The organism is Phenylobacterium aquaticum (genome assembly GCF_947378715.1).
Classification (GTDB): Bacteria; Pseudomonadota; Alphaproteobacteria; order Caulobacterales; family Caulobacteraceae; genus Phenylobacterium; species Phenylobacterium aquaticum_A.
In genome coordinates, this window is the sequence record NZ_CANCLE010000098.1 from 1 (window position 1) to 14,929 (window position 14,929).

13 protein-coding genes and 1 pseudogene are annotated in these 14,929 nt (G+C 69.5%); 6 read left to right on the forward strand and 8 right to left on the reverse strand.

Features of this window, described 5'->3' with window-relative positions:
• The 4 genes and pseudogenes from Q7P21_RS13235 to dusB form a co-directional block, all read right to left on the reverse strand.
• Nucleotides 1-362 (reverse strand): annotated as a pseudogene (locus Q7P21_RS13235) (PAS domain-containing sensor histidine kinase); the annotation flags it as partial.
• Between the two features lie 77 nt (nucleotides 363-439).
• Nucleotides 440-1,870, reverse strand: coding sequence for a sigma 54-interacting transcriptional regulator (locus Q7P21_RS13240; protein ID WP_304165437.1), 1,431 nt, complete (start codon nucleotides 1,868-1,870; stop codon nucleotides 440-442).
• Nucleotides 1,867-2,991 carry a nitrogen regulation protein NR(II) gene (locus Q7P21_RS13245; RefSeq protein WP_304165433.1) on the reverse strand — a complete coding sequence of 375 codons (1,125 nt, stop codon included), beginning with the start codon at nucleotides 2,989-2,991 and terminating at the stop codon, nucleotides 1,867-1,869. The genes Q7P21_RS13240 and Q7P21_RS13245 overlap by 4 nt, the downstream gene beginning before the upstream one ends.
• The gene (gene dusB, locus Q7P21_RS13250) at nucleotides 2,988-3,998 is read right to left on the reverse strand and encodes a tRNA dihydrouridine synthase DusB (RefSeq protein ID WP_304177430.1); all 1,011 of its coding nucleotides are present in this window, start codon (nucleotides 3,996-3,998) and stop codon (nucleotides 2,988-2,990) included. The genes Q7P21_RS13245 and dusB overlap by 4 nt, the downstream gene beginning before the upstream one ends.
• A gap of 121 nt (nucleotides 3,999-4,119) precedes the next feature.
• Here dusB and Q7P21_RS13255 point away from each other — a divergent pair, with 121 nt between their 5' ends.
• Nucleotides 4,120-5,265, forward strand: coding sequence for a bifunctional 2-C-methyl-D-erythritol 4-phosphate cytidylyltransferase/2-C-methyl-D-erythritol 2,4-cyclodiphosphate synthase (locus Q7P21_RS13255; protein ID WP_304177432.1), 1,146 nt, complete (start codon nucleotides 4,120-4,122; stop codon nucleotides 5,263-5,265).
• Between the two features lie 84 nt (nucleotides 5,266-5,349).
• Nucleotides 5,350-5,844 carry a CinA family protein gene (locus Q7P21_RS13260; protein WP_304165426.1) on the forward strand — a complete coding sequence of 165 codons (495 nt, stop codon included), beginning with the start codon at nucleotides 5,350-5,352 and terminating at the stop codon, nucleotides 5,842-5,844.
• On the opposite strand, the gene Q7P21_RS13265 is transcribed toward Q7P21_RS13260, so the two are convergent.
• Complete coding sequence (locus Q7P21_RS13265; RefSeq protein WP_304177434.1) at nucleotides 5,841-6,293, reverse strand: type II toxin-antitoxin system RatA family toxin; 453 nt, start codon at nucleotides 6,291-6,293, stop codon at nucleotides 5,841-5,843. The two genes, Q7P21_RS13260 and Q7P21_RS13265, sit on opposite strands and share 4 nt — an antisense overlap.
• A 3-nt stretch (nucleotides 6,294-6,296) precedes the next feature.
• Nucleotides 6,297-7,259 (reverse strand): lipoyl synthase, encoded by a 963-nt coding sequence (lipA, locus tag Q7P21_RS13270; RefSeq protein WP_304165494.1) that lies wholly within the window; start codon nucleotides 7,257-7,259, stop codon nucleotides 6,297-6,299.
• An 89-nt stretch (nucleotides 7,260-7,348) separates the two neighbouring features.
• Between lipA and Q7P21_RS13275 the strand changes: the two genes are divergently transcribed.
• From Q7P21_RS13275 to Q7P21_RS13290, 4 genes are all read left to right on the forward strand, one after another.
• Entirely contained in the window at nucleotides 7,349-8,437 is a 1,089-nt protein-coding gene (locus Q7P21_RS13275) for an alpha/beta fold hydrolase (RefSeq protein ID WP_304177435.1), read from the forward strand.
• 100 nt (nucleotides 8,438-8,537) lie between these two features.
• On the forward strand, nucleotides 8,538-10,094 hold the full coding sequence (locus tag Q7P21_RS13280; RefSeq protein WP_304165417.1) for an AMP-binding protein: 1,557 nt from the start codon (nucleotides 8,538-8,540) through the stop codon (nucleotides 10,092-10,094).
• Between the two features lie 78 nt (nucleotides 10,095-10,172).
• Nucleotides 10,173-10,991, forward strand: coding sequence for a formate dehydrogenase accessory sulfurtransferase FdhD (gene fdhD, locus Q7P21_RS13285; protein WP_304165414.1), 819 nt, complete (start codon nucleotides 10,173-10,175; stop codon nucleotides 10,989-10,991).
• Nucleotides 10,984-13,269, forward strand: coding sequence for an FdhF/YdeP family oxidoreductase (locus Q7P21_RS13290; RefSeq protein WP_304177437.1), 2,286 nt, complete (start codon nucleotides 10,984-10,986; stop codon nucleotides 13,267-13,269). The genes fdhD and Q7P21_RS13290 overlap by 8 nt, the downstream gene beginning before the upstream one ends.
• On the opposite strand, the gene lpdA is transcribed toward Q7P21_RS13290, so the two are convergent.
• Entirely contained in the window at nucleotides 13,266-14,666 is a 1,401-nt protein-coding gene (gene lpdA, locus Q7P21_RS13295; protein ID WP_304177439.1) for a dihydrolipoyl dehydrogenase, read from the reverse strand. The two genes, Q7P21_RS13290 and lpdA, sit on opposite strands and share 4 nt — an antisense overlap.
• Nucleotides 14,667-14,677: 11 nt before the next feature.
• Nucleotides 14,678-14,929: 2-oxo acid dehydrogenase subunit E2 (locus Q7P21_RS13300; protein WP_304177441.1), on the reverse strand; the 252-nt coding region annotated here is incomplete at its 5' end.

Consider the following 14,929-nt stretch of genomic DNA (forward strand, 5'->3'; position numbering starts at 1 on the left):
AACAGGGCCACGACCACGGCCGGGGCCACGGCGGCGAGCGCGAACAGGGTCACAAACCTCAGATGCAGGCGGGCGCCCGCGTCGCTGGACTGGGCGTCGAGCAGGGCCAGCAGCCTCAAGCCCACCATGCCGGCCAGGGCCAGGATCAGGACGAGGTTGAACCCCAGGATCACCAGGATATTGCGGCTGGCCGGCGCCAGGGGTCCGGTCTCCGGCGGCGCGGCGGCCAACAGGATGGCCACGCCGGTCAGCAGGGCCGCCAGGGCATAGCCGCCGCCGAGCACATAGCGCGATTGCAACGCGCGCCACACCTGAGCGGCGCGCGTCGACCGAGCCTCTACATCGTGACCCAGGGACGCCATGCCCGGGCACCCTAGGCGGAACTGTGCCCCAAACTCAACAGTCTGTTGCGCAAAAGCGTCACTTTTTCGGAGCGCTCCTAGCGGCGGCCGCGGCTCATCTCCACGCCGAGGTCCTGGATCTTCTTGCGCAGGGTGTTGCGGTTCAGGCCGAGGATTTCGGCGGCGCGCACCTGGTTGCCGCGGGTGGCCGAGAGGGTCAGCTGGATCAGCGGGCGCTCCACCTCCTCCAGCACCCGGTCATAGAGACCGACCGGCGGCAGACCGTCCGGCTGTTCGGCGAAATAGCCGCCCAGATGGCGCTCCACCAAAGTGGCCAGGGTGACCGGGCCCTCCTGGCCGGGCGTGACCGGCTGCTGATCGGCCAGCTCCCGCTCCACGATGCGGGCGCTGATCAGCTCCTCGGCGTAGAGGGCGCAGATCCGGCGGATCAGGTTCTCCAGCTCGCGCACATTGCCCGGCCAGAAGTGCAGCTTCAGCCGCTCCAGAGCGCCGGAATCGATGGTCTTGGCCGGCAGGCCCTCGCGGTTGGCGCGCAGCAGGAAGGCGCGGGCCAGGTCCGGAATATCCTCGACCCGATCCCGCAGCGGCGGCAGGCGCAGGGGCGCGACGTTCAGGCGGAAGAACAGGTCCTCGCGGAACAGCCCCTGCTGGATCAGGCCGCGCAGGTCGCGATTGGTGGCGGCGATGATCCGCACATTGGGTCGGCGGCCGGTCTTGGGATTCAGCGCCGCCTCGGAGCCGTCGATGACCCGCAGCAGGCGGGTCTGGGCGTCGAGCGGCATGTCGCCGATCTCGTCCAGGAACAGGGTGCCGCCATCAGCCTCGACCAGCTTGCCGACATCGCCGTCGTCACGGCCAAACAGCTCGGCCTCGACCCGCTCGCGCGGCACGGCGGCCAGGTTGATGACCACGAACTTGCCGTCCTTGCGACGTCCCATGTCGTGCAGGGCGCGGGCCACCAGCTCCTTGCCGGTGCCGGATTCGCCCAGGATCAGCACGGTCAGGTCGGCCCCGACCAGGCGGGCGATGGTGCGATAGACGTCCTGCATCGGCCCCGAGCGGCCGATCAGCGGCAGGCGCTCATCGCGCACCGCACGGGCCTGGGCCTTGGAGGCCTCGGAATCGGCGGGCCGCGCCAGGGCGCGCCTAGCCAGGGCCGTCATGTCATCAAGATCGAAGGGCTTGGACACATAGTCGAAAGCGCCGACCTCCGCCGCGCTGACCGCGGTCAGCAGGGTGTTCTGGGCGCTCATCACGATGACCGGCAGCTTGGGCCGCTCCTTGCGGATCCGGGGCAGCACGTCGAAGACGTTCTCGTCCGGCATCATCACATCGGTGACGACCAGGTCCCCTTCCCCGTCCGACACCCACTTCAAGAGGGTGGTGGCGTTGCCGGTCGCGCGGACCTGATAGCCCAGGCGCGTGAAGGCCTGGCTGAGCACCAGACGGATGGAGCTGTCATCGTCGGCGATCAGGATTTTCTTATTGGCGTTGGCGATCGCATTCATGCCGACAAGTCCTCTTCGGTAGCGATGGGCAGGAGCACACGGAACGTCGTGCGACCCGGCTCGGAGTCGAAATCAATGAGCCCGCCATGGGCGGCGACCAGCTTGGAGACCAGGGCCAGGCCCAGGCCCGCGCCATTGGCCTTGGTGGTGACGAAGGGTTGGAACAGGCTCTCCCGCAGGTGGGCCGGAACGCCCGGGCCATTGTCGGTGATCCGGACTTCCAGCGGCGCGCCGCGCAGGGCCTGCCCCTTGGAGGCGCGCACCCGCACCCCATGGCGGAAGGCGGTGCGGATGGTGATCTCGCCGCGACCGTCACCCCGGGAATGGGCCGCCTCGGCGGCGTTCTTCACGAGGTTCAGGAAGATCTGGATCAGCTGGTCCTCATCGCCATAGGTCGGCGGCAGGGACGGGTCGTAATGTTCCTTCAGGCCCAGGCCGTCGGCCACGCCATTGGCGGCCAGCGCCCGGACGCGGTCGAGCACCTGGTGGATATTGACCGGCACGCAGTCCGGCAGGGCGTCGTCGGAGAAGGCCTCCATGCGGTCGACCAGCCGGCGGACGCGATCGGTCTCGTCGACGATCAGCTGGGCCAGAGGGCCGTCCTCGGCCTTGGCGCCGACCTTGAGCAGCTGGGCTGCGCCACGAATTCCGGCCAGCGGGTTCTTGATCTCATGGGCCAGCATGCGGCCAAGGCCCACGATGGTGCGCAGGCCCGCAGCCTCAACGCCACCGCCGCGCTCGACGCCAAAGGCGCCGCCGCGCACATGCAGGGTCAGCAGCACCGCCCCGTCGCCCACCGGCGCCGCAGCCCCGTCGGCCTCGAAGGACGGGTGGCCAAACAGCGAGATCTCCACCCCGCGCTCGCGCACCGGAGCATCTTCCACCAGCGCCCGGTTCAACAGGGAGACCAGGGCCGAGCCGGGCGGCAAAGCCGCCTGGAACCGCCCACGGCTCAGGAGCCCGAGCCCCTGGCCAAACAGCCGCTCGGCCGCCTCGTTCACCGCCACCAGAGCGCCGTCGCGGCTGACCACCAGGGCCGGCTCAGGCGATAGCTCGAAGGCGGCCGCCTTGAGGGCCTCCAGATTCAGACCGCCTTGCGCGGTCAAAGTGCGCCCCGTCATGCCGCCAACCTCTTCTCAGGATCGCGCCAGAGCGCGATCAGGCCATGCTCGACCCGGGTGGCTTCCTCCTCACGGCATAGCGCTTGCCTGGCGCTCCGCCTGGCCTCGGCCTGCATGGGCCAAGGCGCGTTATCGACATAGGCGGCCAGGTGCTTGCGGAAGATCCGCAGGCCCAGGCGATCGCCGTAGAAGTTCAGGCTGTCGCGGAAGTGATCCAAAGCGATGGCCAGCCGGGCCTCCGCGTCGGGTTCCGCAAATTCCAGGCCAGCCAGGCCCGCCTCGATCTGGGCGGCGATCCAGGGGCGGCCATAGACGCCGCGCCCGACCATAACCGCGTCGGCGCCCGATTGCTCAAGCGCTAGGCGCGCGCTGTCGGTGTCCACGATATCGCCATTGACGATCACCGGCACGGGCACCGCGTCCTTGACCGCGCGCACGGCGCTCCAGTCGGCGACGCCCTTGTAGAACTGGCTGCGGGTGCGGCCGTGGACGGTGATGGCGCGGGCGCCCCGGGCCACGGCGCGGGCGGCGATGTCCGGCGCGTTCTTCGACGCCTCATCCCAGCCCAGCCGCATCTTCACCGTCACCGGCACATCGACCGCGTCGACGGCGGCGGCGACCAGGGCCTCGGCCAGATCCGGCTCGCGCATCAGGGCCGAGCCGGCCATGGCGCCACCGGTGACTTCCTTGGCCGGACAACCGAAATTCAGGTCGATGATCTGGGCGCCGGCCCGGGCGGCCAGGCGGGCCCCCTCAGCCATATGCGTCGGATCGCGGCCGACCAGCTGGACGACCATCAGCGGCAGGCCCTCGCCCACCGCAGCCCGGCGCACGACGTCGGGCCGGCCACGGGAGAATTCCGCGCAAGCCACCATCTCGGTCGCCACATAGGCGGCGCCCAACCGACTGGCGGCCCGGCGAAACGGCAGGTCGGAAACACCGGTCATGGGCGCAATCCACGCCCGACCCAGTACTTCGACTACCCCGACTGCGAGCGTATTGCTCATTTTCTAGTCATCCCCATCGCCCCCTTTTTAGGCACTTTGTGCGGCGCCGTAAAGCCCGCAGACTCCCCAATCCGAACGCCGGCGCTGGACAAGCCCGGAGGTCGCCCTAAACAGGCCGGACATGAGCTTCTCCGTCGTCATCGTCGCCGCCGGCTCCAGCACCCGCGCCGGACCGGGCGAACCGAAACCCTGGCGCACCCTGGCGGGCCGTCCGATCCTGCGATGGTCGGTCGAGACCTTCCTCGCCGCCGGCGCTGCCGAGGTCGTCGTGGTGACCGCCGCCGACCGCATTGCAGCAGCCGGCGACGCTCTGGCCGGGCTCGTCGGCTGGCGCGCCGTCGAAGGCGGCGCCACCCGCGCGCTTTCGGTGCAGGCCGGCCTCGCCGCCCTGGCCGCTGACGGGCAAACCCCGGTGCTGATCCACGACGCCGCCCGCCCCTTCGTGACGGCCGCCCACGTCGCCGCCCTGCTGACGGCCCTCGACGCGGCGGACGGCGCGATACTCGCCCTGCCGGTCGCCGACACCCTCAAGCGCGGCCAGGCCATGGTCAGCGAGACCATATCCCGCGAGGGCCTGTGGCGCGCCCAGACCCCCCAGGCCTTTCGTCGCGCCACCCTGACCCGGGCCTATGCCGCCTGGCCCGGGGACGCCGAACCGACCGACGACGCCGCGGTGGTGGAACGGGCCGGCGGCCGGGTGGCCCTCAGCCCCGGCGACCCGATGCTGATGAAGCTGACCTATCCGGAGGACTTCGCCATGGCCGAGCGGCTGGCGGGCGCAGCCCGTGTCACCTGCATCGGCCAGGGGGTCGACGCCCATCGTTGGGGACCCGGCGAGGCCGTCTGGCTCTGTGGAGTCAAGATCGACCACGACCAGACCCTGATCGGCCATTCCGACGCTGACGCCGGCCTGCACGCCCTGACCGACGCCATACTGGGCGCGATCGGCGACGGCGACATCGGCGAGCATTTCCCCCCGACCGATCCGCAATGGAAGGGGGCCGCCTCCGACCGCTTCCTGCTGCACGCCGCCCAGCGGGTGACGGCGCGCGGCGGACGCATCCTCAATGTCGACGTGACCCTGATCTGCGAACGCCCGCGCATTCGCCCGCACCGCGACGCCATGCGCGCCCGGCTGGCCGAGCTGCTGGCGCTCCCCCTGGCCCGCGTCAGCGTCAAGGCCACGACCACCGAGGGCATGGGCTTCACCGGCCGCCAGGAGGGCCTGTTGGCCCAGGCGGTCTGCGCCGTGGAGATGCCCGCCTGACCGCGTACTTGCGGTTCGCACTTGTAACCGGGGGGCCGGCGATGCTGTGGTCCCCGTCCTTCCTCGCTGACCGGAGTCGCCCGCATGTTTAATCTCGAGATTGAGACCCTGGCGCGACTGCTGATCGACGAGGCGCGACAGCGCTCCCTGCGGATCGTCACGGCGGAGAGCTGCACCGGCGGCCTGGTGGCCGGCGCCATCTGCTCGATCTCCGGCGCCTCCGACGTGTTCGAGCGCGGCTTTGTCACCTACACCAATCGCGCCAAGCAGGAGCTGCTGGGCGTGCCCGGCGACCTGATCGCCGACCTGGGCGCGGTCTCCGAGCCGGTGGCGCGGATGATGGCCGAGGGCGCGCTTGAGAACTCCAACGCCCACCTGGCCGTGGCCATCACCGGGGTGGCCGGCCCCGGCGGCGGCACGCGGATGAAGCCCGTCGGCACGGTCCACATCGCCACGGCGCGGACCAATCATGGCCTGATGCATCGCCAGGAATTCTTCCAGCTGGAGACCCGTTCGGAGATCCAGCTGGCCGCCGTGCAGGTCGCCCTGCAGGCCATGCTGGACCGGCTGGTTCCCTAAGCTCCGGGCCCGTAGAGCTCAACGGCCCGGGCGTCGAAGCAGGCCATCAGCTTGCCGACCGCCGCCTCGAAGTTGCGCGACAGGAGCCCTTCCAGCAGCCGGGTCTTGAAGCTGAACTCGATATCGAATTCCACCCGGGTTCCGGCCGGGGTCTCGAAGAACGCCCAGCGGTTCTTGAGGTTGGTGAAGGGCCCGGACAACAGGCCGACATCGATGACCCGGGCGCTGGGGTCGCGGCGCACCCGGGTCGAGAACCGCTCGCGCAGGAATGAGAACCCGACCTTGGCCTCAGCGTCGGCCCAGCTCACCCCTTCGGAGTCGGTCCGATGGTTCCAGGTCCGCATGCCGGTCAGCCAGGGCACGAATTTCGGATAGGACTCAATGTCGCCGACCAGGGCGAACAGCTGGTCGGGCGTGTAGGGCTGAATGCGGGTGACGTGGTGGCGCAACGTCTAGCGCGCCGCGTCCTTGGCCAGCCTGGCCGCCTTGAGCCTGGCGAAGTCCTCGCCCGCATGGTGCGAGGAGCGGGTCAGGGGACTGGCCGAGACCATCAGGAAGCCCTTGGCGCGGGCGATTTCCTCATAGGCCTTGAACTCGTCCGGATGCACGAAGCGGTCGACGGCGGCGTGCTTGCGGGTCGGCTGCAGATACTGACCGATGGTCAGGAAATCGACGCCGGCCGAACGCATGTCGTCCATCACCTGCATGACCTCCTCCTTGGCCTCGCCCAGGCCGACCATCAGGCCGGACTTGGTGAAGCGGGTGGGGTCGCGCTCCTTCACCCGCTCGAGCAGGCGCAGGGAATGGTAGTAGCGGGCGCCGGGACGGATCGTCAGATAGAGCCGGGGCACGGTTTCCAGATTGTGGTTGAACACATCGGGGCGGGCGTCGATCACCGCCTCGGCCGCCGAGGCCGGCTTCCTCAGGAAGTCCGGGGTCAGGATCTCGATCGTCGTGTCCGGGGTCGCGGCGCGGATCGCCAGGACCACGGCCGCGAAATGGGCCGCGCCGCCATCCGCCAGGTCGTCGCGGTCGACCGAGGTGATGACCACATGCTTCAGCCCCATCTTCGCCACGGCGTCGGCGACGCGCTGGGGTTCAGTGGGGTCGAGGGCGTCGGGCTTGCCGGTCGCCACATTGCAGAAGGCGCAGGCCCGGGTGCAGACCTCGCCCATGATCATCATCGTGGCGTGGCTCTGGGTCCAGCATTCCCCGATGTTCGGGCAGGCCGCCTCCTCGCACACGGTCGTGAGGCCGTGTTCCTTCACGATGGCGCGGGTGGCGTTGTAGCCCTCCGAGCCTGGCGCGCGCACGCGCAGCCACTCGGGCTTGCGCAGCACCGGCGTATCCGGCCGGGCCTGCTTTTCAGGGTGGCGCGGACGCGCGCCGGTGAGGGTGTCGATGACCGTCGCCATGGCCCCTAGATCGGCGTTCATGGCCTTTCGATCAAGCCGCGATTGAGTGCTGTTGCGTCGCAGGCCCGAAACTGGCTCAAACAACGGCGATGGCCCGCGCCCTGATCGCCGCTCTGCTCCTGCTCATGCTCGCGGCCTGCGGCCGTGGCGAACTGCTGGGCCCCTTCGCCGAAAGCCGTACGCCGCCGGCCATCGGGCCGCGTTTCTTCGCGCCGGAGGGCTGGACCTGGGGCTTCGTCCAGACCGGCGGCCGGCCCATCCAGCGCTATGGCGTGGCCACCACCTGGCGGGCGCCGCGCGCCACCGTGGTCATCCTGCCCGGCTATGGCGAAAGCGCCGAGGTCTGGTTCGAGACCGTCGGCGCCCTCACCCGCCGTGGCTACACGGTCTGGGTGCTGGATCGCGCCGGCCAGGGCGGCTCGGCCCGCTACACCCTGCCCCGCGATCTCGGCTACGCGCCCAGTTTCGACCCCGACGTCGCCACCCTGAAGGGGCTGGTGAAGGTGGTGATCCGCCCGCAGCCAGGCACGCCGCTGATCCTGCTGGGTCATGCCGACGGCGCGGTGGTGGCGCTTCGCGCCGCCGAGACCGGCCTGAGGGTCGACGGGGTGATCGCCTCGTCCCCCAACCTCGCCACCCGGGCCGTCAGCCAGGACACCGCCCAGGCCTGGGCCGGGCGCATCCCCCTGCTGGGACGCCTGCCCAATGCCGGTTGGCGGCCCTGGAGCCGTAGCCAGCCTGACGAGCGCGAACGCGGCCGCACCCACGATCTGTGGCGCGGCGCCCTGGCCAAGGCCTGGCAGACCGCCAATCCAGACCTGCGGATGTCCGAGCCCAGTCTGGGCTGGCGCGGGGCTCATCAGGCGGCCAGCCGCCAGGCGCAGACCGACGCCGGCAGGATTCCGGTCCCGGTGCTGGTGATCACGGCCGGCGGCGCGGACGCCCAGACCACGGCCCTGTGCAAGGCCCTGCGCCACTGTTCTCCGCTCGCCATTCCCGGCGCCCGGCCAGACCTGCACCTGGAATCCGAGACCTGGCGCGCGCCCTGGTTCGCGGCGGTCACCGCCTTCATCGCCGACAAGGTCGACGCCAGCCGCGCGGTGGCCATGCCCCGGGCAGCCACCAATTCGCCAGATAATTCAGAGGCCTTGGAAGAGGACCGGCCCAAGGATCACTGAACGCGGGTCACGGATTGTAACGTGTCTTTTCAATGACGAAGGCGGAGGCTAGGCTCAGCCTCCAACAATACCGGCGAAACGGTCGGGGAGGTTTTCGCCTGTGTCGCGTGAATATGATCCGCGTGAGAACGCCAAGTCGCTGTTCTCCGCCCTGCTGGACGCCCGCGCCAGGTACGGCGCCAAGAAGCTGATCCTCGAGGATCAGGACCGCAATCCGCTCAGCTATACCGACCTGATCCGCGCCGCCTTCGCCCTGGGCCGCAAGATCGCGGGTTTCACCAAGAAGGGCGAACGGGTCGGCGTCATGCTGCCGGCCAGCTCGGCCGCCGTGGTCACCTTCTTCGCCCTGCACGCCTTTGGTCGCGTGCCGACCATGCTGAACTTCACGGCCGGCATCCGGAACCTGAAGGGCGCCTGTGAGCTGGCGGGGGTGACCCATGTGCTCACCGCCCAGAAGTTCATCGAGCAGGGCCAGTTGCACGACCTGATCGACGCGCTGGAGACGGTGTCGAAGGTTGTCTATCTGGAGGACGTTCGCGAGTCCGTCGGCCTGGCCGACAAGCTGTTCGCCGCCACCGCCGCCGCCATGCCGGGCCCCTTCGTCGCCAAGACCAAGCCCTCCGATCCCGGCGTCATCCTGTTCACCTCCGGCAGTTTCGGCGTGCCAAAGGGCGTGGTGCTGACCCAGGAGAACCTGGTCGCCAACGTCAACCAGATCGCCGCCCACATCGACCTTGATCCCGACTGGGTGATGTTCAATCCGCTGCCGACCTTCCACTGCTTCGGCCTGACCGGCGGGGTGTTGCTGCCGATCCTGACCGGCATGAAGGCGTTCGAATATCCCTCGCCCCTGCACATCAAGATCATTCCGGCGCTGTTGAAGGACACCAAGGCCTCGATCCTCCTGGCCACCGACACCTTCGTGAACCAGTACGCCCGCGCCTCGGCAGGCGACGAGCTTTCGGGCCTGAAGTTCATCGTCTGCGGCGCTGAAAAGGTTCGTGAAGAGACCCACAACCTGATCCGCGAGAAGTTCGGCGATGTGCCGGTGCTGGAAGGCTATGGCGCCACCGAGGCCGCCCCGGTGATCGCGGTCAACAAGCCCAATGACAATCGTCGCGGCACGGTCGGCGGCCTCCTGCCCGGCATGGAGACGCGGCTGGAATCCGTTGAGGGCATTCCCGGCGGCGGACGCCTCTATGTGCGCGGCCCCAATGTCATGGCCGGCTATCTGCGGCCCGACGGCTCGATCGAGACCCTGGCCGACGGCTGGCACGACACCGGCGACGTGGTCGATGTCACCAAGGACCACTGGATCACCATCCTCGGCCGGGTGAAGCGCTTCGCCAAGGTCGGCGGCGAGATGGTGTCGCTGACCGCCGCCGAGGATCTGGCGCTGGCCGTCTGGCCCGACAGCCGCCACGCGGTGATCGCCATGCCGGACACCAAGAAGGGCGAGCGGCTGGTGCTGGTCACCGATCGCCGCGACGCCGAGTCGGGTTCCCTGGTCGCCCACGCCCAGTCGATCGGCGCCCCCGAGCTGGCCGTGCCGCGCAAGATCATCAAGGTGCCGGAGATCCCGGTGCTGGGCACCGGCAAGACCGACTATGTCGCCATCCAGCGCATGGCCGAGGCCGAGGGCCGCCGCGCCGCCTGACGCGGAATTCCATCTGCCGCGCGCCAGGCTCTGAGCTAGGATGGGGCTTGTTCCCGATCCTGGTGGCAAGGACGCGTGATGGACCAAGGCCCGGTTACCCAACCTCGCACAGGCCTCGAATGGCGTCCCGGCGGCGAAGCCCGGCGCATCGAGCGAATCACCCCGCGCGAGGAGGCGGTCGGCCTGTCCTTTGACGGCCGCCCCCACACCGTGCTGATGGCCACCCCGGCCGATCTGCAGGAGCTGGCGATCGGCTTCGCGGTCACCGAAGGCCTGGCCGGCCGGGACGACATCCTCGACGTCACGGAGCGCCGCACCGCCGAGGGGGTGCTGATCGACCTCACCCTGTCGCCAGCCGCGCGCGGTCGTCGCGCCCGGCCGCGCGGCCTGGAGGGTCGCTCCAGCTGTGGCCTGTGCGGCGTGCAGCGCCTGGCCGACGCGGTCCGCCCCCTGCCCCGGGTGATCTCGGACCGGAGCTTCCGCCATGAGGCGGTGCATCGCGCCACCTCGGCCATCGGCGAACTGCAGACCCTGGGCCGCCTGACCCGGGCCACCCATGCCGCCGCCTTCGCGGACGCCAGCGGGACCCTGCTCCTGGCCCGCGAGGATGTCGGTCGCCACAATGCGCTGGACAAGCTGGCCGGCGCCCTGCTGCGCGGCGGCGTCGACGCCTCCCACGGCTTCGTCGTGGTGACCAGCCGCTGCTCCTTCGAGATGGTCGAGAAGACCGCCCGCATCGGCTGCCCGATGATCGTCGCCGTCTCCGCCCCCACCGACCTCGCCATTCGCAAGGCCGAGGAGGCCGGCGTCACCCTGATCGCCCTGGCCCGCGCCGATGGCCACGCGGTGTTCAGCTGCGCCGAACGCCTGATGGCGGAGGACCACGCCCATGTCTAAGCGCGGCATCCGAAACTATGGCGGCCCGGCCGGCGGCTGGGGGGCGCTGAAGGCCGTGGGCCAGGCCCTGCAGGACCAGCACACCGTGGTCGAGGGGGCCATGACCCTGCTGCACGCCAACCAGCCCGACGGCTTCGACTGCCCCGGCTGCGCCTGGCCGGACCCCAAGCACACCTCGTCCTTCGAGTTCTGCGAGAATGGCGCCAAGGCCGTGGCCTGGGAGGCGACCTCCAAGCGCGCTACGCCGGCGCTGTTCGCCGCCCATACCGTCACCGAGTTGCGGACCTGGAGCGACCACGCGCTGGAGGATACCGGCCGGCTGACCGAACCCATGGCCTACGATCTCACCTCCGACCGCTATCTGCCGATCAGCTGGGACGACGCCTTCGCCCAGGTCGGCGTCGCCCTGCGGGCCCTGGACCATCCCAACCAGGCGGAGTTCTACGCCTCGGGTCGCGCCTCCAACGAGGCGGCCTTCCTCTACCAGCTGTTGGGCCGACGATTCGGGACCAACAATTTCCCCGACTGCTCCAACATGTGCCACGAGCCGACCAGCGTCGGCCTGCCGGACTCCATCGGCCTCGGCAAAGGCTCCGTCACCCTGGAGGACTTCGATCACGCCGACCTGATCCTCAGCTTCGGGCACAATCCCGGCACCAACCACCCGCGCATGATGGCCACCCTGCGCGAGGTCGCCCGGCGCGGGGCCGGCATACTGGTGTTCAACCCGCTGAAGGAGCGCGCGCTTGAGCGCTTCGCCTCGCCGCAGGACCCGGTGGAGATGGCGACTCTCGGCTCGACCGAGATCGCCTCGCGCTACTATCAGCCCACCCTCGGCGGCGACGCGGCCCTGGTCCAGGGCATGATGAAGGCCCTGATCGCCTGGGATATCGAGGCCGCGGCCGCCGGCCGGCCGCCCGTGCTCGACCATGACTTCATCGCCGAACACACCCTGGGCTTCGACGCCCTGGCGGCCGATCTCTCCGCCCAGGATTGGGGCGACCTTGAGCGCGCCTCCGGCCTCGCCCGCGCGCTGATCGAGGAGGCCGCCCGGACCTATGCCGAGGCCAAGGCGGTGATCCTCTGCTACGGCATGGGCCTTACCCAGCACCGCAACGCCTCCTCCACGGTGCAACAGCTGGTCAATCTCCTGCTGCTGCGCGGCAATATCGGCCGGGCCGGCGCCGGCATCTGCCCCCTGCGCGGCCATTCCAATGTCCAGGGCGACCGCACCGTCGGGGTCTGGGAAAAGCCCACCGAGGCCTTCCTGGCCGGTATGGATGGGGTGTTCAACTTCCGCTCGCCGCGTGAGCACGGCCATACGGTGGTCGAGGCCATCGCCGCCATGGAACGCGGCGACGCCCGCCTGTTCATCGGCCTGGGCGGCAATTTCGCGGTCGCGGCGCCGGACCCCTTGCGCACCTTCGCGGCCCTGCGCCGACTGGACCTCTGCGTCCACATCGCCACCAAGCTCAACCGCACCCACCTCCTGACCGGCAAGGCCAGCCTGCTGCTGCCCTGCCTGGGCCGCACCGAGATGGACCATCAGGCGAGCGGCAAACAGGCCGTGACTGTCGAGGACTCCATGTCCATGGTCCACGCCTCCCGGGGTCTGAACTCGCCAGCCTCGCCTCATCTGAAGTCGGAGATCGCCATCGTCGCCGGCATCGGCAAGGCGGCGTTCGGCGCGACCGACCCGGTCGACTGGGACGCTCTGGCCGGCGACTACGACCAGATCCGCGAATTGATCGCCGCCGTCCTGCCCAAGCTGTTCGCCGACTACAACGCCAAGATCCGGGTCCCGGGCGGGTTCCGCCTGCCGGTCGCGCCGTCGGACCGGGTGTGGACCACCCCCAGCGGCAAGGCCCACTTCCTGAGCTTCGCGGCCACGGCCGGCGATCCGCGCCAGGGCGACCCGCAGGTGCTGCTGCTCACCACCCTGCGCAGCCACGACCAGTACAACACCACCATCTATGGCCAGAACGACCGCTATCGCGGGGTGTTCGGCCGCCGCGACGTGGTCTTCGCGCACGCGGACGATCTGGCGGCGCGCGGCCTCAAGGACGGCGACGCCATCGACCTGACAGCTGCTTTCGACGCCAGCGGCGAGCGGGTGGTTCGGCGATTCACGGCCATAGCCCGCGACCTGCCGCGCGGCTGCCTGGCTGCCTACTACCCCGAGACCAACGGCCTGGTGGTGCTGGACGACCATGACCAGCGCAGCGGCACCCCGGCCTACAAGTCCGTGCCGGTCAGGCTCCGGGCCGCCGCCAGCTAGATGTGCAGGACCAGGCCGTAGGCGTCGAGGGCGGCCTCGTGCATGGCCTCGCTCATCGTGGGGTGCGGGAACACCGTGGCCTGCAGCTCCGCCTCGGTGGATTCCAAGGTGATCGCGAGGGTGAATCCCTGGATCATTTCCGTGACTTCCGCACCAATCATGTGAGCCCCGATCAGGGCCCCGGTCCTGGCGTCGAACACCGTCTTCACGAAACCCTCGGTCTCGCCCGAGGCGATGGCCTTGCCGTTCACCTTGAAGGGGAAGCGCCCGACCTTGACCGACAGCCCCTTCTCCTTGGCCTGGGCCTCGGTCAGGCCGACCGAGGCGATCTGGGGCGTCGAATAGGTGCAGCCGGGGATCGGGGAGTTGAGGTTCGAGGCCGGCAGGCCGGCGATGTGCTCGATGCAGTGGACGCCTTCGTGGCTGGCCTTGTGGGCCAGCCAGGGCGCGCCGGCCACGTCGCCGATCGCGTAGAGCCCGGCCACGCCGGTGGCGCCGTGGGCGTCGGTGACCACGTGGGTGCGGTCGATTTTCGCGCCGAGGGCTTCAAGCCCCAGGTTCTCGATATTGCCAACGATGCCGACCGCGACGATGGCGACCTCGGCGTCGAGGGTCTCGGTCTTGCCGCCGGCCTCGATCACCACCGAGACGCCAGCCTTGAGCTTGGAGAGCTGCTTGACGCTGGCCCCGACCCGGAACTTCAGGCCGCGTTTCTCATAGGCCTTGTGGGCGGCCTTGGAGACCTCCTCGTCCTCGACCGGCAGGATGCGCGGCAGGGCCTCGATCACGGTCACGTCGGCGCCCAGGGCCCGATAGAAGCTGGCGAACTCGATGCCGATGGCGCCTGAGCCGATCACGATCAGGGATTTCGGGCAGGCCTTGGCGGTCAGGGCCTCGCGGTAGGTCCAGACCCGCTCGCCGTCCGGCTCCAGGCCAATGGCGGGGATGGTGCGCGCGCGGGCGCCGGTGGCCACGATCACATGCTTGGCCTGGACCGTCCGCGATCCGCCGGCCTTCAGCGCGACGACGACCTTGGGCGCGGGCGAGCCCTTCTCCAGCTTCGCCGCCCCCTCGATCACCTCGATCTTGTGCTTCTTCATCAGGAAGGCGACGCCGGAATTCAGTTGGGCGGCGACCTTGCGCGAGCGCGCCACCACGCCCGGGAAATCGAAGCTGGCCTTCTCGACCTTCAGCCCATAGTCGGCCAGGTGGCCCAGCTGCTCATAGACCTCGCCGGACTTGAGCAGGGCCTTGGTGGGAATGCAGCCCCAGTTCAGACAGATGCCGCCCAGGAGCTCGCGCTCCACAATGGCGACCTTCAGGCCCAGCTGGCTGGCGCGGATGGCGGTCACATAGCCGCCAGGGCCCGAACCGATGATGACGACGTCGAAATCCATGGCGGGGCTCCTCAGACGATCATCGTGATGGGGTCTTCGATCAGGGCCTTGAAGGCTGCGAGCCAGCGCGCGCCGACCGCCCCGTCGACGACCCGGTGATCGCAGGTCAGGGTCACGGTCATCACCGTGGCCACGGCCAGCTGGCCGTTCTTGACCACCGGCCGCTGTTCGCCCGCGCCCACCGACAGGATCGCCCCCTGCGGCTCATTGATGATCGAGGAGAAGGCCTTGATCCCGAACATGCCGAGGTTTGAGATCGAGAA